Consider the following 20,636-nt stretch of genomic DNA (forward strand, 5'->3'; position numbering starts at 1 on the left):
GACAGTCATGCCGGTCGCACGGGGCTTACACGAGAGCGGGAGGGCCCCGGGGCGGGAGCGGCGCCCCCACCAGCGCGGCAATGCGCGCGGCGACAATGGGTTGCAGCGCCAGCCCCAGGGGCTGCGGCTGCGCTATATGCTGGTACTCATACACCGGCGGCGTGGTGATGGCCAGGCACAAGGGGCAGTCCAGAGAATGGTGCGGGCCGGGGACGGCCTGACCGTCCTCATCCAGCATGATCACCTGCATGCTGCCACCTGCCGTGCAGACCACTTCCATGGCGCGGGGGTGCACGATGGGCGAGGCCACTGCGATGCCCAAGGTCAGCATGAACCACGCCAGAACCAGGCGGGTCAGTGACAGGGAGGAGCGCAGCGCTTGCATGGCCTGCATTATGCAAGCCAGTGCAGCCAAACCGGAAACGGTGGCCGGAAAAATCCGGCCCGGTGCCGTGCTGTGTGCCATTCACCACGGGCTTGCGCCAGGTCCGCAACGCTGGCGTTGCAGGGCCGGGTTTGCAGCGTTGGTACGTTCAATTGCCCTTCCACACACGCATGCACCAGTGCCGCGCACGGCGGGTTGCAGCGGTGTGCAGGGCGGTATGCCAGAGCGGGTGTGGACACGCGTTCTGGCCATGCAAACACCGCCACCACGGTGGCCGCAGGGCGCTGCAGGTGACTGCAGGCCACTGGCAGCTACCGCCATGGGCGGGTCAGCCGACATCAGACCGGCTTACCAGGTGTGTGCGTAGCTGATGCGCAGCACCGTGCCTGCTGCGGGCAGGCGGCTGGTGTTGTTGTTGCTTCGCAGCAGCTGGCTGTACAGCGGGTAGTAGTTGCGGTTGAGCAGGTTCTCCACACCCAGGGAGATGCGGTTCTTGGGGTCGATCTTCCACTGGCTGATCAGGTCCAGCGTGGTGTAGCCCTTGGTGTTGTAGCGGCCGAAGCTGGTCTTGCCATCCAGGCGGTAGTCCTTGGAGGAATAGGAGCTGGCCTGCAGGCGGTGGCTCCAGCTGGCGCTGGGGCGGTACTCCACATAGGCCGTCAGCTTGAGGGGTGGAATGCGGTAGCCCGTCATGTCCTGGTACTGGGCCGCATTCTGGGGAAGTTCACGCCCCTTCATCCAGGTGAAGCTGCCGCCGGTGCTCCAGTGGTCGTCGTCGCTGAAGTAATCCAGGCTGCCTTCCAGCCCATGGATTTTTTCCTTGGTGCGCAGCAGGGTCAGGCCGTTGTTGAAGCTTTGCACAGCCCCCAGATCCGACTCGGACTGGAAGGCACCCAGGTTGGCGATGACGTTGGCGAACTTGCCGCGCCAGCCGATTTCGACGGTGTTGGTCTTGACCGCCTGCAGGTTGGAGTTGCCGATGTTGAAGGCTGGTGTGGCATTGCGCACCACCACGCCGATATCGGGCAGCTCGAAGCCCTGGCTGTAGGAGGCATAGAGTTCATGCCCCTTGGTGGGCGCGAACACCGTGCCCAGGTTGTAGGTCCAGGCGTTGTACTTGACGGTGCCGCCCGCCACCGGCTGGGGGGTGGACAGCTTGGACTGCGACAGCGGCGTGAAGTCGTTGAAGCTGGCCTGGGCGCGGTCGTAGCGCGCACCGCCTTCCACCGACCATTGTTCGTTGAACTTGTGCTGCAGTTGGGCAAAGCCGCCGAGGCTGCGCGTGGTGACCGGGGGCATGTACATCAGGCGCCCGGTCTTGTTGAACACCAGGCCGCCGCTGGCGTCATAGGCGGCGGGATCGAAAATGTCGATCGGCATGTCGGTGCGCTCGTGGTTGAAGTCTGCGCCCCAGATCAGCAGGGTGTTCTTTTCGGCCCCCAGCGGGGTCTTGACGGTCAGGCGGCCGCCGAACACATCGGAGTTCTGCATGGATTGGTCGACGTTGGCGCCCCGCACGGGCACGGCCCGCGCGTCGAACGGGGCAAAGCGCGTGTAGAAATCCCGGTAGTAGAACTGCGCCGCCACGATGCTGCCCGCAAGGTCACGGTTCTCGTAGTCCAGGCCCAGCATGGTGTTCTTGATCTGGTTCTGGTCGGCCAGCACCAGGCCGCGGATGGGCCTGGCCGCTGCCGTGCCTGCAGGCAGGCGGGCCACGGACGGATCGGACGCATAGTCCGTGTCCTGGTTGGCGTTGTAGTGGCTGGCGGAGAGCTGCAGGCGCTGGTTGGCATCCAGCTTGAAGCCGATCTTGGCCGATGCGTTGTAGATGTTGGAGTCGAACAGGTCGCCCTGGCTGGGTTCGGGGGCGATGCGTTTGCCCTTGGCATCGTAGGAGCCGCCGACATGCTTGGCACCCAGGCTGACCGAGTAGTCCACCACGTCGCCGCCGCCAGACAGGTAATGCTGGATTTCACCCCCCAGCCCCGCGCCCTGCAGTTGCGAGAGGGGGGCTGATCCCGTCACGACGGTCTCTGCCTTGGCTTCGCCCGAAGGGCGCTTGGTGCGCACGGAGACGATGCCGCCGGCCGCGCCGCTGCCGTAGATGGCGCTGCTGCCGCGCAGCACTTCGATCTGTTCGATGTCCGCGGGGTTGATGTTGGCCAGGTTGCGGGAGGAGTCGCGGTTGGTGTTCAGCGGAACCCCGTCCACTAGCACCAGCATGTTGCGGCCGCGCAGTGTCTGTCCGTAGTCGGTGATGGTGTGGCTGGAGTCCGCCATGCCGGGAACCACCTTGCTGAGCATGGTGGCCAGGCTGTCGGAGCCTTGGCGCAGCTGCTGGACTTCTTCCCCTTCCAGAATGGTCACCTGGCGCGACGGGGCCACCAGATTGTTCTGGGTGCGTGCGGACACGGTGACGGCGGCCAGTTCCGCTGCAGCTTGTCCATCTGCCGATGCGGCGGCGCCGGTCTTGGACGCGGCAGGGGCTGCGGGCGTTTGGGTGGCCGGCGCAGCTTCCAGCGCGTAGTTGCCTGCGCCCAGGCGGCGGGCATGCAGCCCCGAGTGTTCCAGCAAGCGTGCCAAGCCGCTGTCGACGGTGTGGGGGCCGGACAGGCCGGGGGTGCGCAGGTCCTTGAGCTGGGCCAGGTCCATGCTGAGGTTGATGCCGGCTTGGCCGGCAAAGTCCATCAGCGCGGGGCCCAGCGGGCCGGCGTTGATCTGGTAGGCCTTCTGTGCGGACTGGGCAGCAGGCTCTGCCGCGTGCACCGCCATGGGCAGGGCCAGTGTGGCGCTGCCGACGATGGCCACAAACGCGGCTCGGACGGCCAGGGTGAGCGGGTGCAGTGGCACCGCAGGGGAGTGGGGGGCGGTGGGCCGTGAGCGCGTGGCGGGCATGGTGTTCAGTCCTCGTTGTCTGTCAATGAATGGGTCTTGATGTGCTTGACAGGCGAAATCGAAAAACCGGACAGCAATGGACAAAAAAATTGGTATTCCTGCCTGCAAGCCAGGAATGGTCAGTGGCGAAAGATGACAGGCAAGGGCGGTGGAAAGAGCAAGCGGAGGGCAGCCGGAGAGGAATAGCGCAGTCCCATCAGCATCAGGCGGGGATGAGCGTCACCCAATAGCGGGTGCGTGCTTGCGTGCGCACGCGCAAGGTCTGCGTCAGCAGTTCCAGAATGCGGTCCGTGTCGCGTAGCTGGAACACGCCGGAGACGCGCAGGTCGGCCACACCGGGGGCGCACTGCAGCACCCCGGGGCGGTAGCGCTGCAGCTCGGCCAGGAAGTCGTCCAGGCGCATGTCCTGGGCATACAGCGTGCCCCGCACCCAGGCATCGGTATGGGGGGGCAGTGGTGTGACGGCACCAGTCTGGTGGCTGTTGAAGCTGACCTGTTCGCCTGCCTGCACCACCAGGGACTGGCCGGACTGCGCGGGCGTGACTTGCACGGCTCCCTGCAGCACGGCCAGCGTGGTGCCGTGCGCATGCTTGCGAACGGTGAACCGGGTGCCCAGGGCGCGCAACAGGCCATCGTCCGTCTGCACCACGAAGGGCAGGGCCTGGTAGACGCTGTCGTGCGCAGTCTCCACCAGGATCTCGCCCGCATGGTGGCGGACCCGGCGCGCTTCGCTGTCGAAACGGGTGCTGATGGCGGAGGCCGTGTTCAGCAGCACGTGGCTGTGGTCCGCCAGCGTCACATCGCGCGTTTCGCCCGTGGCGGTGCTGAAGTCTGCACTCCAGACCTGCCACGGCAGGTGGCGGTAGGACAGCCAGCCCAGCATGGGGGTGGCCAGGACCAGCGCCGTGGCCCGCAGCACGTGCCGGCGGCTGCCTGCCCGTGAACGGTTCAGCACGGCCATGCCCATGGATGGGGGGACGCCATCCATGCGCAATTGCAGCTGTTCTATGCGCTGCCAGACGGCTTCATGGGTGGCACTCCGGCTACGCCACTGGGCCAGCTCGGCCTGCTGCGCAGCGCCGAAGCCGGTGGCATGCCGGCGCGCCATCCATTGGGCCGCCTCGTCGAGAATGTGTGCATCCATGGTGTGGCCTTCACGCATCCCACATCACGCGCAGGCATTGCCGGAAGCCTTGTGCCATATAGCGCGTGACGGTGCGCACGCTCAGCTGCATCTGCTCGGCAATCTCCTCGTAAGCCAGACCTTCAAGCTGAGAGAGCAGAAATGCCGTGCGCACCTTGGCCGGCAGTTCGCCCAGCAAGGCATCCAGCTCTTCCAGCGTCTCCAGCAGGATGGCCCGGTCTTCGGCAGACAGGGTGGTGGCTTCAGGCAGCAGCTGCAAGGAGGTGAGATAGGCCTGTTCCAGCGAGCGGCGTTCCAGGTGGTTGATCATCAGCCGCCGGGCGACGGTGGTGAGATAGGCCCTGGGCTCGCGAATGTCTTCAATGGCCTGGGTCCTGGCCGTGCTCCAGATGCGCGTGAAGGTGTCCTGTGCAATGTCCGCTGCGTCGTGGCGGTCACCCAGCTTGCGTTGCAGCCAGGCAATCAACCAGCGGTTGTGCAGTGTGTACATGCCGCCAAGTGCTTCACTGGCGATGCTGTGGGCGGGGGTGGACACGGGAGGTTCAGGTGCATTGGAAATGCGGCGATTCTACATAAATGATACCTATTCTCAATTTGTACAAAGCCTCACCTCAAGATGCAGATTGGGGGCAGGTTGCGAATCGCAGAGAGCTTGTGTGGAGATGTGAGCCTGGACATTGGTGCGACGTGGGCAATGCCGCTGTGCGGTCTGTGCCCTCCGCCTCACCAGGCTGTGGGCTGTATAGAGAAACAGTAAACTTTGGACTTGATAGCTCCCAAAAAAGAAGCCAAGCATGTCCGTAGAACCCGAACAGGAAGACGTCTCCATCTTCGAAGACCGCCTTTGGCACCACAAGGGCTGGGAAGCCCGTGTCATCAAAAATGAAGACGACGATGGCTGGGCTGTGTCAATGACCCAGGACGGCCAATCGGAGCCCGCCCTGGTCGGCCCATGGACCATGGGCCGCGACAAGAAGAATCCCAAGCCACTTGATGTGTCGGCCTTCAATACCTTGGTGAAGACGGCCCACGAGGTCATCCGTCGGCATGAGCAGCACCTGGCAGCGCTGTTGCACCAGGCCATACAGATTGACGTGCACGGGTTGCGCGTGACGGTGGCTCTCGATATCGAGCCCGATGAGGAGAACCCCACTGCCACGCTCAGCGCGACGGCGGCGGACGGCAGCCAATTGGCCCAGGTACGGGCCCGCCCCGACTACAGGCTCACCCGCGCTGCTGCGCAGCAGTGGGCAGACGCCGGCTACCCGCGCACGAGCGAGGACTGAACGTCAGGGCAAGGCGGCTGCCTTGGCCTGGGGAGCGGCTTGAACATCACGCAACGCTGATTGCCCAGGAGTGCGGTGCGGCTGCAACGGGTGGATCTCCTGCGGTCGCCCGCCAGTTGCAGACGCTGCCCTCAACGCGTTGGGTTGAGGGTGGTGACCGAAAGCAGCTGCTCGGACATTTGGCTGCGGGCCCGCAAGCCTGCATTGGGGGATTGCACTTTTTCATCTTGAATAAGGCGGACAAACACCATGGCTTGCGCGCCTTTCCTGGCCCACCCGACATACCAGCCATAGGCTTGATCAGCTTGGTACTTGTGGTCCTGCCCCGGTGACCCGGTGCCTGTTTTCCCGTAGATCCGCCAACCGTTCAGATCTTCCTGTCGGGTGATCTCTTCCGTCATCCCATAAGCACCAGCGCTCACGGGGAGCTGGCGATTGACCAGCTTTCTCAGGAATGCAGCCTGCTCGATGGGGGAAATCTGGAGCGACGACATGACCCAGACACCCTGGTTTTCAGGGTGTTGCACCTGGACAGCTGAGGTGTCTTGGTTTCCGTAGTTGAAGGAGGCCACATAGGAATCGAAGCGAGTCTGGCCGAGTTGTTTCACCACCTGTTGGGAGTACCAGAAGACGGATTTCTTCATCCAACCGGCTGGATCAATATCTCCCTTCCATGCATCCCCTGCCCAGTCGGGGTAACCAGCTCGATAGGGCCATGCTGGGCGGTGACTGCTTTGGAGCACGCCAGAGTCAAACCCCATCAAGCTGATGGCGACTTTGAACGTGGATGCCGGCGTGATGCGCTGTGCGCAACTGGCACCACTGCGGACAACGGTATCGCCTGTTGTTGCATCCACAACCAGGGTGGGGTGCACAACTCGCCTGCGTGCGAGAGGGGCGCCGAAAACACCTAAAAAGCAGAAAATGCGGTGATGAGGCAGGCGGAGGCTTTGGGCATTTGGACGCTTGAATGGAAAGCTGTAGTGTCGCCCGAAACACCACTGCCCACGTGAAGCGCCCAGGGGCGATCGCTATGGTTCACCAGCTCCTGTTCGCCGCACACCTGAAACCCGTCATGGGGCCGTCGACCGCATCGTTGCTCAAATGACCGATAGGGGACCGTGAGGATGCATTGCTGCTTCATGCCACGGGGCAGGCTGGCAGCTGGCGCCCCGCCAGCAATGCCCCTCTCACCCTAGCCCCGGACATCCAGGTTCATCAGACGCACCACCAGCTTTTCCACTTCCAGCAGCACCAGCAGCAGCACGCCCAGCCCGATGGAAAGCAGGCCTGCGGTCATGTCGACGGGGCGGCTGTCGAACAGCGCCTGCATGGGCGGGGTGTAGGTGAACAGCAGCTGTGCCAGGATGACGCCGCCCACGCCCAGCAGCACGGCCGGGGTGCCCAGCACGCCGCGCAGGCTGAGCGAGGTGCCTTGTATGTAGCGCACGCTGAACAGGTAGAAGATTTCCATGATCACCAGGGCATTGACGACGATGGTGCGTGCCAGCTCGACCGAGTCACCACGTTGCAGCGACCATTCGAACATGCCGAAGCAGCCTATGGCGAACAGCACCGACACCAGGGCAACGCGCCACAGCAGATAGGGCTGCAGCAGCTGTTCGTCGGGGGAGCGGGGCTTGCGCTGCATCAGCGTGGGCTCCGGCGGCTCGAACGCCAGTGTCAGGCCCAGCGCCACGGCAGTGATCAGATTGACCCAGAGAATCTGCACCGGCGTGACCGGCAGCGACAGGCCCAGCAGGATGGCCGAGACGATGACAATGGCCTGGCCGCCGTTGGTGGGCAGGGTCCAGGCAATGACCTTGCGCAGGTTTTCGTAGACGGTGCGCCCTTCCTTGACGGCAGCGACGATGGTGGCGAAGTTGTCGTCGGCCAGCACCATGCCTGCGGCTTCCTTGGCAGCAGCGGTACCGGTGATGCCCATGGCCACGCCGATGTCGGCGCGCTTGAGTGCCGGGGCGTCGTTGACGCCGTCGCCGGTCATGGCAATGACGCTGCGGTCTGCCTGCAGGGCCTGCACCAGCCGCAGCTTGTGTTCGGGGCTGGTGCGGGCAAAGACCGTGGAGGCCCTGGCTACGTCGATCAGCTGGGCGTCGTTGAGGCCGTCCAGCTCATGGCCCGAAGTAACGCGGATGGTGTCGGCCAGGGCCAGCTCCTTGGCAATGGCGGCGGCGGTGGTGGCATGGTCGCCGGTGATCATCTTCACGGCGATGCCAGCGCTGCGGCACTCGCGCACGGCTTGCTTGGCGGTGTCGCGCGGCGGGTCGATCATGCCCAGCACACCCAGCAGGGTGAGGTCTTTCACATCGTCCATGTCCACGCTGTCTGCGCCGCGTGCCGGGGCGCGGCTGGCCAGGCCCAGTACGCGGTAGCCCCGGGCGGCCAGGGCGTCGATCTGCTGCAGCCAGTAGGGGGCGTCCAGCGGCTGCAAGCCTTCGGGGCCCTGCTGGTCCACGCACATGGTCAGCACCTGCTCGGGTGCGCCTTTGACAAAAACCACTGCCAGGGCGTCGGCAGGCCGGTGCAGGGTGGCCATGAAGCGGTGGACGGCATCGAACGGCACTTCATCCAGGCGGTGCCAGTCCAGACGCAAGGCCTCCACGTCCAGGCCGGCGCGGCTGGCCAATGCCACCAGGGCGCCCTCCATGGCGTCGCCTTCCACGGTCCAGGTGCCGTCGTCGGCCTGTCGCACGTGGGCGTCGTTGCACAGGGCTGCTCCCCGGGCGAACTGCAGCAGCGCCGGGTGGGCTGCGGGGTCCACCTGCTGGCCCGCCAGACTGAAGCGGCCCTGGGGGGCATAGCCTTCACCTTCTATGTCAAAGCTGGCGCCGGGCAGCACCACGGCGCGCACGCTCATTTCGTTGCGGGTGAGGGTGCCGGTCTTGTCGGAGCAGATGACCGAGACTGCGCCCAGCGTTTCCACCGCCGGCAGATTGCGCACGATGGCATAGCGCGCAGCCATGCGTTGCACGCCAATGGCCAGTGCAATGGTCATGACCACGGGCAGGCCTTCGGGGATGGCCGACACCGCAATGCCCACGACGGCGATGAATGCATCGGCCAGGTCGTAATGGCGCACCCACAGCGCAAAGCAGAACATCAGGGCGGACAGGCTCAGCACCGTGATGGTGAGCTGGCGTGCAAAGCGGTCCATCAACCGGGTCAGCGGGGTGGCCAGGGTCTCCACCGTGCTCAGCATGGTGCTGATGCGGCCCAGCTCGGTACGCGGGCCGGTGGCCACCACCACGCCCAGGCCTTGCCCTGCGGCGACCAGGGTGCCGGAGTAGGCCATGCAGAAGCGGTCACCCAGGGCGGCATCGGCAGCCACGGGGTCGACCGATTTGTCGACGGCGACCGATTCGCCGGTCAGCATGGCTTCATCCAGCTTCAGGCTGCTGGCGCGCAGCAGGCGCACATCGGCTGGGACGCGGTCTCCGGCTTCCAGCAGCACGCAGTCGCCTGCCACCAGCTCTTCGGCAGGCACGGAGCTGCGCAGGCCGTCGCGCAGCACATTGGCGCGGCTGGAGACCATGGCCTTCACCGCATCCAGCGCTTTTTCCGCGCGGCCTTCCTGCACAAAGCCAAAGATGGCATTGATCAATACCACCGCCAGGATGACCCCAGTATCGACCCAGTGCTGCAGCAATGCCGTGACCACGGCCGAGCCCAGCAGCACATAGATCAGCAGGTTGTTGAATTGCGACAGAAAGCGCACCAGCATGCTGCGTGACGCGGCAGCGGGCAGGGCATTGGGCCCTTGCTGCTGCAAGCGCTCACCGGCCTGGCCGGAGTCCAGTCCGGCGGCGGTCGTGTGCAATTGGGTGAGTACGGCATCGGCCGGCAACGCGTGCCAATCGGCAACGCGGCTCTGTTTCTGCATCTGAGACTCCCTGACGATTCAACTGAAACTGAAACGTGTGTGAGCCGGATCTGTGCCCGGTTGGATAGCTACCGTGGAGAACGCTGCGGCAAATGATAGGCGCTCAGCAAGCTTTGCCACTGACCATGGGCAGAACGGCGGCCATCGGCATGACAGCAATGTGGCGGCCCGATGGCGTTTTTTGCCTCTGGAGTCGCCGTTGCATTGCCGCAGTGCATTCTTTCGCCCGCTGCTTACTTCCTGCTGTGGACGTCGCCTATTTCGACTGCCACGGGCAGGCGTTCGCTCCACATTTCCACGGTGAATTTGTCACCAGCGTGAATACCCAAAGGTACGAACGCATCCGGCTGGACCGCACATCGCTGGAAGCGGGAGGGCGCGGGGTGGTGCGGTACCACCCAGACCCGGTGCAGTGTTCCTGAGCTATCAGCGCATGCTGGCAGTTCCTGAGCTTGTATGCCTGGCGGGCTTCCTGGCGGCTCCGTGCTGTGGTGCTTTGTCTGCGCGGGGCGGATGGCCTTGCGCCGCCGCTTGATGGGGCCGCGTACCTGTAGCATGCATGGGCGGCTGTCTACTTGGAGATAGTCCGATCAAAGCAATTCAGAGGAGTGCATAGAGATGGAGCAGCGCAAACTGGGAGACAAGGGAAAGCTCTCTTCAGCCATAGGCCTGGGCTGCATGGGAATGAGCGAGTTCTATGGAGAAAGCAACGACGCAGATTCGCTTCGAGTCCTGGCGCGAGCACTGGAGGTCGGCGTCACCCACTTCGACACCGCAGACACCTACGGCTTTGGCCGCAACGAACAACTCCTCGGTCAGTTTGTTGCTCACCTTGGCAAAGCACAGCGCGACCAAATAGTCCTTGCCACCAAATTCGGGATTGTTCGCTCTGAAGGGAAGTATGAGCGCCGCATCGACAACTCGCCTGCATACATTCGGCAGGCCTGTGAAGCGTCGCTGAAGCGGCTCGGCGTCGAAAGAATCGACCTGTACTACTGCCATCGGCGAGACCTCTCTGTTCCCATTGAGGAAGTCGTGTCCTCCATGGCCGCCCTGGTCGCCGCAGGAAAGGTCGCTGCAATCGGCCTGTCGGAAGTTTCCCCGCAAACGCTCAGGCGGGCCCATGCCATCCACCCCATTGCAGCCATTCAGAGTGAATACTCTCTCTGGAGCCGAGAGCCTGAGCACGCGATGCTGGACACCTGCGCCGAATTAGGAACGACCTTTGTTGCCTATAGTCCCCTTGGCCGCTCTTTTCTTGCCGGACCAGTCAATGTGGACGAACTGGCGTCGAATGATTTCAGGCGTTCCAACCCGAAATTCAACGGCGATGCTGGGGCACAGAACCAGCAACTCGTCAGCGAGCTGACGGAGTTCTCTTCACGCTATGGGCTGAAAAACTCCCAAGTTGCCTTGGCGTGGATTTTGAACAAGCACCAGAACGTCATTCCAATTCCTGGTACGCGACGGGTGAGCTATCTGGAGAGCAATGTCAGCGCTTCCAGCGTGACACTCACCTCAAAGCAAATTCAAGAACTCGATGAGATGTTCGCACCAGGGCGTGTGGCTGGCGAACGCTACCCTGAGGCGGGCTTCACCGGAATCGAAAGCGAGTGACCGTTCGGCCATGCAAAGCGAGTGGGCATAAGCCTCTCTCCTTGCCGCGCCATGGATTGACCCGGTTTCACGAGACACTTTTGAGCCCTTGGGTGGACGGTGCTCCTATGCGTGTGATCCCTCTGCAGGACTCTTGGGCGAGACGCCAGTTTGTGGTGTGCCTCAAGCAGGACGAGCAGCTTTCCCCGACGGCCAAATTACCGGAGAATTGTGCGAGTCCGTTGCGTTAGCCCAGTTAGGCAAAGGGTCGCTAAACGCTGCTTTTGGCCGATCTACGACTGTTGCAGTCCGACCGAGGATTTAGATGTTGTTGCTGCCAGATCGCGGAGACCTACCGCTTCAAGATGCTGGACCAATAACTGCGAAGCAGGACTTAGCTCCTGGGGGGGGCGCGAGCAGACTACGAGCTGGCGCCGTGCCCAGGAGTCGATCAATGGCAAGTAGCGCAGGCCATCGCTTACGTTTCGCAGCAGGCTGTCGGGTACAACGGCCAAGCCCAAACCTGCACGCACGCCGCGCAGGACACTGTCGATTGTGGTGACATTCATGCGGTAGCGGATCACCCGCCCCAGATGTACGGCAGCTTGGTCAAGGCTCTGCCGTAGCGCTGTGGAAGCTGGCATGCCGATATGGTCGAAGTCCAGCGTGTCCTCAAAGCTGCATTGGCTACGGTGTGCCAGCACGCTGTGAGGAGCTACCACGGCTACCAGCCGATCCTGCATGTAGGGCCGGACATGCAAGCCATCCAGCGCCTCTCGATCCCAGCAAAGGCCCACTGCAGTTTGTCCGCTACGCAGGCTGCGCACGATCTCGCGACCATTGCATTCAGTCACGCTGACATCTATTTGTCGATGGGTCGGATCGGCCAGAAAGTCGGCAATGTCGTCTGGAAGTTGCCCCAGGATCGCCGATAAAGTGGCCATTATCCGAACCTCGCCTTTGATGCCGGATGACAGACCGGAAAGCTCCTGCACAGCACTGTCTGCACGTTCCAGTATGGCCTTGGCATGGCCCAGGAGGACCTCGCCTGCAGCGGTAGGCAGCACGCCCCGCCGATGACGTGCCAGCAGTACCGAACCAAGTTGAGCTTCGAGCTGTTGCATACGTTTGCTCACGGCCGATCCCACAAGGTGGTGTTGTGCCCCTGCCTGTGCCAGGCTGCGAGTGGCACATACGGTCACAAACAGGCGCAAGTTACTTAAATCCAGGTCCCGCATAGACAAGAAAAGGTAGAGAAGAGAGTTCTGAAAGTTCTGAAATGGAATGGCTGGTGATCAATTATTACCGCTTCAGATTCCAATTTGGAACACGTAAAGTCGGCACCCCGCCTGCAGAGCCACGCGCTCTTTAAGTTGCTCTTGCGCTCATGTGCAGCGTTGCCCTGCCTTCCACTGTCTTTGCCAGACCATTTATGACTTCTTCGGATTCTCTAACGCCGCCAGCCCGTGTTGGGCGAGGCGGCCTTGTCGTGTTCATCCTGCTTGCCGCGGCCATGATCGTGCTAGGTGCGGCCCTGCTGTTTGCCGGCGTGCGCCTGCTGGCCGTGGGAGGCTCTTTCGTCTATGCCTTGACCGGAGTCCTGCTCATGGCTTCAGGTGTTCTACATCTGCAGCGAAAGCAATTGGGCTTCTGGCTTTTTGCCTTGCTTTCGGTGGCGACTTATGTATGGTCGATCTGGGAGTCGGGCAGCAACGGCTGGGCCTACATCCCGCGTCTGGCCTGGCTGATAGCAGTCAGCTTCCTGTGGCTGGCATGCTGGTCTGTAGTGCTGCGTATGCTGCCCAACATACGTCCACGCACATATGCTGCCGTGCATGGGGCCTTGCCTCTGGTCATGTTGCTGACCATTCTTGTGCCCATCCAGTTTCCCTCCGCAGTGCAGCTGGCCGACACAAGTTTGGCTCAACAACGCCCGGCCGCACCCTTCAGCCGTTCCCAAATGACCTCGCCCGACGGCAACATCGCTGCAAGCCATGACGAGACCAATTGGACAGCCTATGCCGGCTCCAATATGGGGAACCACTATTCCGCAGCAGCTCAGATCACGCCGACCAACATCGGCCAGCTGGAAAAAGTCTGGGAGTACCACCATGGTGACGTCAAGCCCGCAGGCAGCAAGGTCGCTTACCTGAATGAGTCCACGCCGCTCAAGATTGGGGATTTGCTCTACACCTGCACTCCTACGCAGGTAATTGTGGCGGTGGAAGCCACTACGGGTAAGGAGCGTTGGCGTTTCGATTCCAAGGTGGATCCGGTTTACCTGAAGGGTGGCGGCGCCAATTGCCGTGGTGTTGCTTATTTTGAGGTACCTGGCGCACAGCCGGACTCAGCTTGCGCGCGGCGCGTGATCTGGGGCACAACCGACGTGCGCTTGGGGGCGGTAGACGCCACCACGGGCCAGCCTTGCGAAAGTTTCGGCCAGGGGGGATTTGTGGATCTCAAACAAGGCTTGGGCAAATTCCGCCCAGGATCAACGGCCATCACCTCTGCGCCCACCATTATTCGCGGCACCATCGTCACAGGAGGGCAAGTCATCGACTCTGATGTGCGCCCAGCTCCGTCAGGTGTAGTGCGCGGCTATGACGCAATCACTGGTCAGCAGCGTTGGGCGTGGGATTTGGGCCGCCCGGGCGTGAACACACCTGCGCCGGCAGGTGAGACCTATACGCTGAGCACACCCAACTCCTGGGCTCCGCTGTCTGCGGACGACGAATTGGGTCTGGTCTATGTGACCACGGGTAATGCGGCCGGCGACTTCTACGGCGGCACCCGCACTGAGCAGGAGGGCAAGTACAGCTCTGCCCTGGTTGCGCTGGATGCGTCCACTGGCCAGCCGCGCTGGCATTTTCAAACCGTGCACCACGACGTCTGGGATTACGACCTCAGTCCACAGCCCAACCTCGTGGATTTCCCCACGCCCGACGGCGTACGCCCGGCTGTGATCCAAGCCACCAAGTCGGCACAGATCTTTGTGTTGGATCGCGTCACCGGTCAGCCTCTGGTGCCCGTGACCGAAGTGCCCGTGCCTCAGACCGATGTCCCAGGGGAGCGCACAGCCGCTACCCAGCCCATGTCACTGGATATGCCCAATACCATGGGCCGCCCGGGCAAGGCACATGAGCTCCTGACCGAAGCCAGCACCTGGGGGCTGACGCCGTTTGACCACATCCAGTGCCGCATCGACTTCCGTCAGGCCCACTATGAAGGCCAGTGGACGCCTGCGCGTGTAGACCAGCAAACGCTGGTCTACCCGGGCCACCATGGTGGTCTGAACTGGGGCGGGGTCATGGTGGATCTGCAACGTGGCCTGCTGCTTTTGAACAACCAGCGTCTGCCTTATATGCAAAGCCTGGTATCGCGCGAAAAGCTCGATGCTATGGGGGCGAAGTCTTTCCAGCAGGCCCCAGGTAAAAGTAAGGGCTTCCGTGTACAGGAAGGCCAGGCTTACGGCGCCTCCAAAGGTCCGTGGATGTCGTCGCTGAACCAGCCCTGCATCGCGCCACCCTGGGGCTTCCTGTCGGCCATCGACCTGCGCACGCGTGAAGTGGTCTGGAGTCGCCCTTTCGGTACTGGCTACGACAGCGGCCCTTGGGGGATTCCTTCGCGCACCAAGTGGGAGATCGGTACACCCAGCGATGGCACTGGCGTGACCACTGCTGGCGGTGTCACCATCATCGGTGCAGCCCTGGACCAGTTTATCCGTGGCTACAACAGCGAGACTGGCGAGCTGCTTTGGGAACAGCGTTTGCCCGCAGGCAATCAGGCATCACCCCTGACCTTCATGGCTAATGGACGTCAGTACGTGGTAGCCGTGGTGGGCGGACATGAACGTATCCCAACAAAGCTGGGTGACAGCATCATTGCTTGGGCTCTGCCGCAGAAATAACTGAATCCACGGACGACAGGATCTGCACAGAAAAAGCCACCTTGGGTGGCTTTTTTGTGTCCCGATGACCCTGGTGCCGCTTCTTCATGCACCACGCCTGGGCTCGATACATCGGGTTTATCAACGAGCCAGGCGGGTTCACCATGCCAGGGCGTTCGGAAACCTGTCCTGGCTTGTGATCTCCGTACTCCGATACGGCCCGCGTTTTCGCAGGCTCGACAGCGCGTCAGGTTGAGGCGACTTGGTTTAGCCAGGCTGTGTTGAGGGAATCCAGAGCCAGATGGTCGAACGCATCCTGCGCGAGACTGGGGCATCTGCGGCCATGGCGCACAGCATGAGTGCGGTGCACCTTGTGAAGGCGTACTTCACCTGAACTGCTTGGCAAGGTGCGCAGCGGCCTTTCTCAGCTGTCACGCTCCGGTCATGCGGTGCAGCGGTGTTTCAGGCGCCGCAGCGCTTCCGCTTTCGACACCAGCGCCTGCTGCCCGGCCTTCGATGCCGGCATGTGCCCGACATGTGCGGCTTCGATCGGCACGCGGCAGACTAGGTTATCGAGACAACTGCAGGAGCTTGGAGGATTGGCTGGAATCCTCTGTGGACAGCGTGAACCGGCTCACCGCATCGGACAAGTGGTGGGCCTGTTCGTTGAGCACGCCCGAGGCGGCCGTGGACTGCTCGACCAGGGCGGCGTTTTGCTGGGTGGATCGATCCATTTCTGCCACGGCCTGGTTGATCTGATCAATGCCCGTGCTCTGCTCTGCCATGGAGCCGTGGATCTCATTGATGATGCGGGCCACCCGCTGGATGCTGTCCACAATCTCTCCCATGGTGGCGCCCGAGGCGCGCACGCGCTCCGTGCCTGTGCGTACGCTGGCTCCCGAGGCGTCAATCAGGGCCTTGATCTCCTTGGCGGCGGTGGCACTGCGGTGGGCGAGAGAGCGAACCTCGCTGGCGACCACGGCAAAACCGCGGCCCTGCTCGCCCGCGCGGGCGGCCTCGACGGCGGCGTTGAGTGCCAGGATATTGGTCTGGAAGGCAATGGCATCGATCACGTTGATGATTTCGCCAATGCGGGTCGAGGACTGGGCGATCTCATCCATGGTGGCGACCGCACTGCTCACGGTGGCACCGCCACGGTTGGCCGATTCACTGGCGGCATCGGCCAGGCGCGTGGCCTGCGCTGCGGCGTCGGCGGACTGGCGCACATGGACCGTGAGCTGGGACAGGGCGGCCGAGGTTTCCTGCAGGCTGCTGGCCGAGTCCTCGGTGCGGGTGGACAGGTCCACGTTGCCGGCCTTGATCTCGTCGGTGGCGGTGGTCATGGAGTCCACGCGATTGCGCACGTCCTGCAACACGACACCGATCTGCTGCACAAAGCTGTTGAAGGCCACGGCAATCTGTGCCACCTCGTCCCGGCCGGTCACGGGCAGGCGCTGGGTAAGGTCTCCGCCGCCCGAGCCGATCCGGTTCATGGCGTCGCGCACCTGAGACAGGCGGCGGAAGGATGTCGCCGTGAGCGCGGCAGCCACCGCGGCGGCCACCAGGGCCAGGATCACGATGGCGGCGATAAGTGTATGCAACAGGCTGGACAGGCCGGCCGTGGCTTCCGCCTCGTCCAGGGCAACGACCAGCAGCCAGTCGGTTCCGGCCACCGTCTGGGCCTTGAGCAACTGGGGGCGGCCGCCCAGGTCCAACCGCATGGGCGCCTGGGCGCTGGCCAGCGCAGCCAGCGCTGCAGGCGTCAGCTCGGTAGAGAGCGAGGTGGCAGGCTTGAGCGCGTACTCCGCGTTGGCATGCGCCAAGATCAGGCCTTCGGTGTTGACCACCCAGCCGCTGCTGCTGGGCGTGGGGTGGATGGCTGCCACTACGGCGCGTACGCCATCCAGGGGCACGGCGCCGCTGAGCACGCCGCGCACACCGGCGGCCTGCAAGGGCGCCACAAAGGCCACATAGGGTATGCCGGTGCTGGAGTCGCCATAAGGCTTGGTCACCGTCAGCTTGCCGGCCTGTACGGCGGCCTTGTACCAGGGCCGGGCTGTAGGGTCGTAGTCAGCGGCGGTCTGGGTGGTGGACTTGAAGCTCTTGTCTTCCCAGCCCACGGTGGTGATGGGGAAACCGCTGGCCTGGCCCATGTGGGCCGCCAGGTCGCGCGGGTCACCGTGTTCGATGGCAGCTGCGGCGGCGGTCACGGCTTGCGCCTTGGCGGCCACCCACTGGTCGACAGCCATGGTGTTGCCCGCCGTGATGGCATTGAGGTCCTGCGCCAGCGTCTGGAAACTGCTGGTGCGGGCGATGGTGTAGCTGGCAGCACCGGTGATCGCCAGTGCGCCCACCACGGTGGCCGTGCTGATGGCCAGGATTTTTGAACGAAGGGTATGGAACATACGGAATCCGAGGCACTCAACAGGGGGTGAAACAAGATGCACAACTACCCTTGTTCTCGGAAATGCACGAGAAAACTTGAGAGATGTGAAAAATGAAATCTTTTTCATATCTCTGGCGGCACTTGTCGTGGTGAACGTGACAGCGGTCGGCGTCTCGCGGTCCCATGTTGTTGCGTCCCATCAGGTCCGTTGCGGCCCGGCTTGCTTTGCCGGTGTCGCTTGTGGTGTGCACCACCTGTGCCCGGGCCGGGCCATTGGGCGAGAAGCGCCCCGGTACGCTGGGATGGGTCTTATTTTCAGAACTGGCGTTGCTGCCAACGCGGTGGAAGGGAGCCATGGTCATGCCCTGCCGCCCTTGCTGGGCAGTGCTGGCCGCCATGGTCTTTCCAGCGCAGGCAGGAGCCGCTGCTGGAACGGTCGCCTGGTTCGGTTACCGGATGCCGCAGACCACGGGCCGCGGGCCGCGTCGCGTCGCGTCGTGTGGCGTGGCGGCCAGCGTCGTCAGCGCACCGGGTAGGGAACTCCCAGCTTCCAGCGGGACTGCCAATGCTGGAGGTACTGCTGGGTCACTTCCGGCATGCCGCGAATCACCACCACGTTTTCCGAGTTGGCGGTCTCGGCCGACGGGGCGTAGTTGAAGGAACCGGTTTCCACGGCATCACCGTCCACGATCATGGCCTTGTCGTGGTGGATGTGAAAGCGGTCGTTGGTGCGCAGTTCAATGCCGTTGCGCACCACCAGATCCATTGCGGCCTGGCTGGCTTTGCCGGTGTTGCGTTTCTTGTCCACCACGATGCGCACCAGCACGCCGCGTTGCCGGGCATCGACCAGGGCCTGGGCTATGTCCGGCGCCTGGAAGGCATAGGCGAGGATCTGGATGCTGGTCCGGGCGCTGGTGATGGTGTCCAGCACCAGTTGCCGGGCCGACCCTTCGGGTGAGAAGCCCACCTGTACGCTGGGTGCGGCACTGGAAAGGATGGGCAGTCCCAGCAGGCCTGCCAGAGCGATGGCGGGGATGGGGTTCCGGTTCATGTGGGCGAGCCTCTGCGCAGCAATGGTGGATGTGGACTGGTGATCCTGATGGCAGGGAGTAGAACGCAGAAACCGGAAACCGGCCACCATGATGGTGGCGCGGTGCTACTTGTGCATGACAGCGGCCATTTCTTGTTGCTTGAGCTTCATCGCCATGGCGCTCAGAAAGACCCTGAACAGCAGGCCGCACACCAGGGCGGCGATCGTGATGGTGAAGAAGATCGACACGATGAGGTCGACGGCCAGCATGTTGCTGTGTATCAGGCGCGGCTGGTAGACCAGCACGGCTGCGATGACGACCCAGTGGCTCATGCAATAAAAGCAGGTGAACAGATAGCCCACCATGTGGCCCAGCTTCTGGCTCCAGGAACGCAGTGGTGCAAACAGCTCCGTCATGGTGACGGTGTAGGAAATGCTGGCGGCAGCTACCGCGATGACCACGCACATCCACAGCGCTGCGGCACTGTGGGCCCAAATGATTTCCATGAAGCGTGCTGGCGCAATTCGCGGACATTGCCAAGACGCTGGGCAACCCGCAGCGGCTGGCGCTGTTGGAGCAGCTGTCACAGGCGGAGATGGCGGTGGAGCGGCTGGCGGAGCTTGCGCAACTGAGCGTTGCCAATGCTTCGCAGCACCTGCAGACGCTCAAGCGCGGCGGTTTTGTGACGGCACGCAGGCAGGGCAAGCAGATGCTCTACCGACTGGGCGCAGGCCCGTTGACCGAAGTGCTGGCGGCCTTGCGCAACTATGCGGAGTTTCAGCGCAGAGCGCTGCAGCAGACGCTGGCGCTGGATTTCCAGTCGCTCAAGCTGGAGGCCATCACGGTGGCCGAGCTGCGCCGCAGAATGGCAGAGCAGAGCATTACGCTGGTGGATGTGCGGTCCGAGACCGAGTTTGCGCAAGCCCATATCCCGGGCTCGGTGAACATTCCGATTGCCAAGCTGCAGTCACGGATGCGGAAATTGCCCAAGACGGACATCGTGGCCTACTGCCGCGATCCCTACTGCATCTCGTCCACGAAGGCGGTGGAGCTGCTGGTCAGCCACGGCTACCAGGCCCAGCGCTTGGTGGGGGGCGTGCCGGAATGGGAGCAGGCCGGAATGGTCAGCGAGAAGGGCGGGGCCTGAGCCCGCGCACTATCCCTTTGCGCCAGGGGCGTCTGCAGGAGGGAAGCCCATGGCGAGCCGCTTTCGTCGCTGGCGCCAAGCCTTCAGCGGCGCGGAGCAACTGGTAGGCTGCTCCGTTGCCTGTGGCTCACTGCTCCTTGGCGGGCTTGCGCATCAGCTTGGATGCCCGAACAGAACGACGCCTACGCAGAACAGCGATGTGCCGGGCAGCCACAGCCCAGGACGGTCGCCTGCAATGCCGGCTGCCAGCATGCCTATGCCAGCACCTGCGGCGAGGGTCGAGAATCGGGTGAGAATTTTCATGGCTTGATCTGCGTGGTTGGGTTGGCACACCCTGTGGCGGCAGATGGCTGGAGCCGGCTGTGTGCGAGAGGGCGGTGTCGTTGCTTGCTGTAGGGCCTGTTCCTGCTGGCTGGCGTGCTTCCGATGGTGCAGCAAACGATGGGGAGGATGGGGCCGGGCGGCGAAATCTGCTGCTGCCTGCGGGCGACGCTCTTGTTGGGATGGCACTTTTTGCACTGGTGCGCGCTGCCGAGGGCCATGTGGAGCGAAGATGGGTGGCGCGAGCTGATGCTGGTTGTGAGAGGGCGCGGGACAATGAGAAAAGCCCCAGCTACTTGCGTAACTGGGGCTTGGGGTTCAATGTGGCGGAGCAGGCGGGATTCGAACCCGCGGTGGGCTATTAACCCACACACGCTTTCCAGGCGTGCGACTTAAACCACTCATCCACCGCTCCACATTGATAACCGGCGTTGTTTCCCTGGAGGGAAACAAAAAACCAAGCTCTACTGGCAGCTTGGTTTTGAAAATTCATTTGGCGGAGCAGGCGGGATTCGAACCCGCGGTGGGCTATTAACCCACACACGCTTTCCAGGCGTGCGACTTAAACCACTCATCCACCGCTCCGTGTGATGAAGCCGCAATTCTAGCCTGAAATTCCGCCGCTCCCGGCGAAGTGCCTGTTTTTTTGTGCAGGCAC

General features: G+C 63.0%; 16 protein-coding genes and 2 tRNA genes. 4 read left to right on the forward strand and 14 right to left on the reverse strand.

Annotated elements, in window-relative coordinates; translation table 11 throughout:
- Positions 1–25: 25 nt before the first annotated feature.
- From CT3_RS08145 to CT3_RS08160, 4 genes are all read right to left on the reverse strand, one after another.
- Complete coding sequence (locus CT3_RS08145; RefSeq protein ID WP_066536142.1) at positions 26–385, reverse strand: DUF2946 family protein; 360 nt, start codon at positions 383–385, stop codon at positions 26–28.
- Between the two features lie 348 nt (positions 386–733).
- On the reverse strand, positions 734–3,280 hold the full coding sequence (locus CT3_RS08150) for a TonB-dependent receptor (RefSeq protein ID WP_066535154.1): 2,547 nt from the start codon (positions 3,278–3,280) through the stop codon (positions 734–736).
- A gap of 202 nt (positions 3,281–3,482) precedes the next feature.
- A complete protein-coding gene (locus CT3_RS08155; protein ID WP_066536131.1) occupies positions 3,483–4,424 on the reverse strand; it encodes a FecR domain-containing protein in 942 nt (313 codons plus the stop codon).
- Between the two features lie 10 nt (positions 4,425–4,434).
- Entirely contained in the window at positions 4,435–4,914 is a 480-nt protein-coding gene (locus CT3_RS08160; RefSeq protein ID WP_066536129.1) for a sigma-70 family RNA polymerase sigma factor, read from the reverse strand.
- Between the two features lie 304 nt (positions 4,915–5,218).
- Here CT3_RS08160 and CT3_RS08165 point away from each other — a divergent pair, with 304 nt between their 5' ends.
- Positions 5,219–5,710, forward strand: a complete 492-nt coding sequence (locus tag CT3_RS08165) for a hypothetical protein (protein ID WP_066535147.1) — start codon at positions 5,219–5,221, stop codon at positions 5,708–5,710.
- A gap of 131 nt (positions 5,711–5,841) precedes the next feature.
- On the opposite strand, the gene blaOXA is transcribed toward CT3_RS08165, so the two are convergent.
- Positions 5,842–6,651 carry a class D beta-lactamase gene (gene blaOXA, locus CT3_RS08170; RefSeq protein ID WP_115594679.1) on the reverse strand — a complete coding sequence of 270 codons (810 nt, stop codon included), beginning with the start codon at positions 6,649–6,651 and terminating at the stop codon, positions 5,842–5,844.
- Positions 6,652–6,905: 254 nt separating this feature from the next.
- Positions 6,906–9,611 carry a cation-transporting P-type ATPase gene (locus CT3_RS08175; protein WP_066535140.1) on the reverse strand — a complete coding sequence of 902 codons (2,706 nt, stop codon included), beginning with the start codon at positions 9,609–9,611 and terminating at the stop codon, positions 6,906–6,908.
- A 618-nt stretch (positions 9,612–10,229) separates the two neighbouring features.
- On the opposite strand from CT3_RS08175, the gene CT3_RS08180 reads away from it, so the two are divergent.
- Positions 10,230–11,228, forward strand: a complete 999-nt coding sequence (locus CT3_RS08180) for an aldo/keto reductase (protein WP_066535139.1) — start codon at positions 10,230–10,232, stop codon at positions 11,226–11,228.
- A gap of 272 nt (positions 11,229–11,500) precedes the next feature.
- On the opposite strand, the gene CT3_RS08185 is transcribed toward CT3_RS08180, so the two are convergent.
- Positions 11,501–12,445, reverse strand: a complete 945-nt coding sequence (locus CT3_RS08185) for a LysR family transcriptional regulator (RefSeq protein ID WP_083520378.1) — start codon at positions 12,443–12,445, stop codon at positions 11,501–11,503.
- 251 nt (positions 12,446–12,696) lie between these two features.
- On the opposite strand from CT3_RS08185, the gene CT3_RS08190 reads away from it, so the two are divergent.
- Positions 12,697–15,114, forward strand: a complete 2,418-nt coding sequence (locus CT3_RS08190) for a membrane-bound PQQ-dependent dehydrogenase, glucose/quinate/shikimate family (RefSeq protein ID WP_218333975.1) — start codon at positions 12,697–12,699, stop codon at positions 15,112–15,114.
- A 548-nt stretch (positions 15,115–15,662) separates the two neighbouring features.
- Here the strand turns inward: CT3_RS08190 and CT3_RS08195 are convergent.
- The 4 genes from CT3_RS08195 to CT3_RS08210 all read right to left on the reverse strand — a co-directional run bounded on the left by CT3_RS08195 (position 15,663) and on the right by CT3_RS08210 (position 19,016).
- Positions 15,663–17,498: a methyl-accepting chemotaxis protein gene (locus tag CT3_RS08195; protein WP_066535124.1), complete on the reverse strand. Its 1,836-nt coding sequence runs from the start codon at positions 17,496–17,498 to the stop codon at positions 15,663–15,665.
- A gap of 16 nt (positions 17,499–17,514) precedes the next feature.
- Positions 17,515–17,877 (reverse strand): hypothetical protein, encoded by a 363-nt coding sequence (locus tag CT3_RS08200; RefSeq protein WP_127446195.1) that lies wholly within the window; start codon positions 17,875–17,877, stop codon positions 17,515–17,517.
- A 122-nt stretch (positions 17,878–17,999) separates the two neighbouring features.
- Positions 18,000–18,530 (reverse strand): phospholipase D family nuclease, encoded by a 531-nt coding sequence (locus tag CT3_RS08205; protein WP_066535123.1) that lies wholly within the window; start codon positions 18,528–18,530, stop codon positions 18,000–18,002.
- 105 nt (positions 18,531–18,635) lie between these two features.
- On the reverse strand, positions 18,636–19,016 hold the full coding sequence (locus tag CT3_RS08210; protein ID WP_066535121.1) for a DUF1360 domain-containing protein: 381 nt from the start codon (positions 19,014–19,016) through the stop codon (positions 18,636–18,638).
- A gap of 5 nt (positions 19,017–19,021) precedes the next feature.
- On the opposite strand from CT3_RS08210, the gene CT3_RS08215 reads away from it, so the two are divergent.
- Complete coding sequence (locus CT3_RS08215; protein WP_066535118.1) at positions 19,022–19,657, forward strand: ArsR/SmtB family transcription factor; 636 nt, start codon at positions 19,022–19,024, stop codon at positions 19,655–19,657.
- 153 nt (positions 19,658–19,810) lie between these two features.
- Here CT3_RS08215 and CT3_RS21220 read toward each other — a convergent pair whose 3' ends face one another.
- The 3 genes from CT3_RS21220 to CT3_RS08225 all read right to left on the reverse strand — a co-directional run bounded on the left by CT3_RS21220 (position 19,811) and on the right by CT3_RS08225 (position 20,563).
- Complete coding sequence (locus CT3_RS21220) at positions 19,811–19,960, reverse strand: hypothetical protein (protein WP_172591826.1); 150 nt, start codon at positions 19,958–19,960, stop codon at positions 19,811–19,813.
- A 342-nt stretch (positions 19,961–20,302) separates the two neighbouring features.
- Positions 20,303–20,393, reverse strand: a tRNA-Ser gene (locus CT3_RS08220).
- Positions 20,394–20,472: 79 nt separating this feature from the next.
- A tRNA-Ser gene (locus CT3_RS08225) sits at positions 20,473–20,563 on the reverse strand.
- Positions 20,564–20,636 lie beyond the last annotated feature (73 nt).

Source organism: Comamonas terrigena NBRC 13299 (assembly GCF_006740045.1).
Lineage (GTDB): Bacteria > Pseudomonadota > Gammaproteobacteria > Burkholderiales > Burkholderiaceae_C > Comamonas > Comamonas terrigena.

Bases quoted from the DNA above. Each gene is read 5' to 3' on its own strand.
- CT3_RS08145 (WP_066536142.1), bottom strand. From the start codon at position 385: ATGCAAGCGCTGCGCTCCTCCCTGTCACTGACCCGCCTGGTTCTGGCG.
- CT3_RS08150 (WP_066535154.1), bottom strand. From the start codon at position 3,280: ATGCCCGCCACGCGCTCACGGCCCACCGCCCCCCACTCCCCTGCGGTG.
- CT3_RS08155 (WP_066536131.1), bottom strand. From the start codon at position 4,424: ATGGATGCACACATTCTCGACGAGGCGGCCCAATGGATGGCGCGCCGG.
- CT3_RS08160 (WP_066536129.1), bottom strand. From the start codon at position 4,914: ATGTACACACTGCACAACCGCTGGTTGATTGCCTGGCTGCAACGCAAG.
- CT3_RS08165 (WP_066535147.1), top strand. From the start codon at position 5,219: ATGTCCGTAGAACCCGAACAGGAAGACGTCTCCATCTTCGAAGACCGC.
- CT3_RS08175 (WP_066535140.1), bottom strand. From the start codon at position 9,611: ATGCAGAAACAGAGCCGCGTTGCCGATTGGCACGCGTTGCCGGCCGAT.
- CT3_RS08180 (WP_066535139.1), top strand. From the start codon at position 10,230: ATGGAGCAGCGCAAACTGGGAGACAAGGGAAAGCTCTCTTCAGCCATA.
- CT3_RS08185 (WP_083520378.1), bottom strand. From the start codon at position 12,445: ATGCGGGACCTGGATTTAAGTAACTTGCGCCTGTTTGTGACCGTATGT.
- CT3_RS08195 (WP_066535124.1), bottom strand. From the start codon at position 17,498: ATGTTCCATACCCTTCGTTCAAAAATCCTGGCCATCAGCACGGCCACC.
- CT3_RS08200 (WP_127446195.1), bottom strand. From the start codon at position 17,877: ATGGCGGCCAGCACTGCCCAGCAAGGGCGGCAGGGCATGACCATGGCT.
- CT3_RS08205 (WP_066535123.1), bottom strand. From the start codon at position 18,530: ATGAACCGGAACCCCATCCCCGCCATCGCTCTGGCAGGCCTGCTGGGA.
- CT3_RS08210 (WP_066535121.1), bottom strand. From the start codon at position 19,016: ATGGAAATCATTTGGGCCCACAGTGCCGCAGCGCTGTGGATGTGCGTG.
- CT3_RS21220 (WP_172591826.1), bottom strand. From the start codon at position 19,960: ATGAAAATTCTCACCCGATTCTCGACCCTCGCCGCAGGTGCTGGCATA.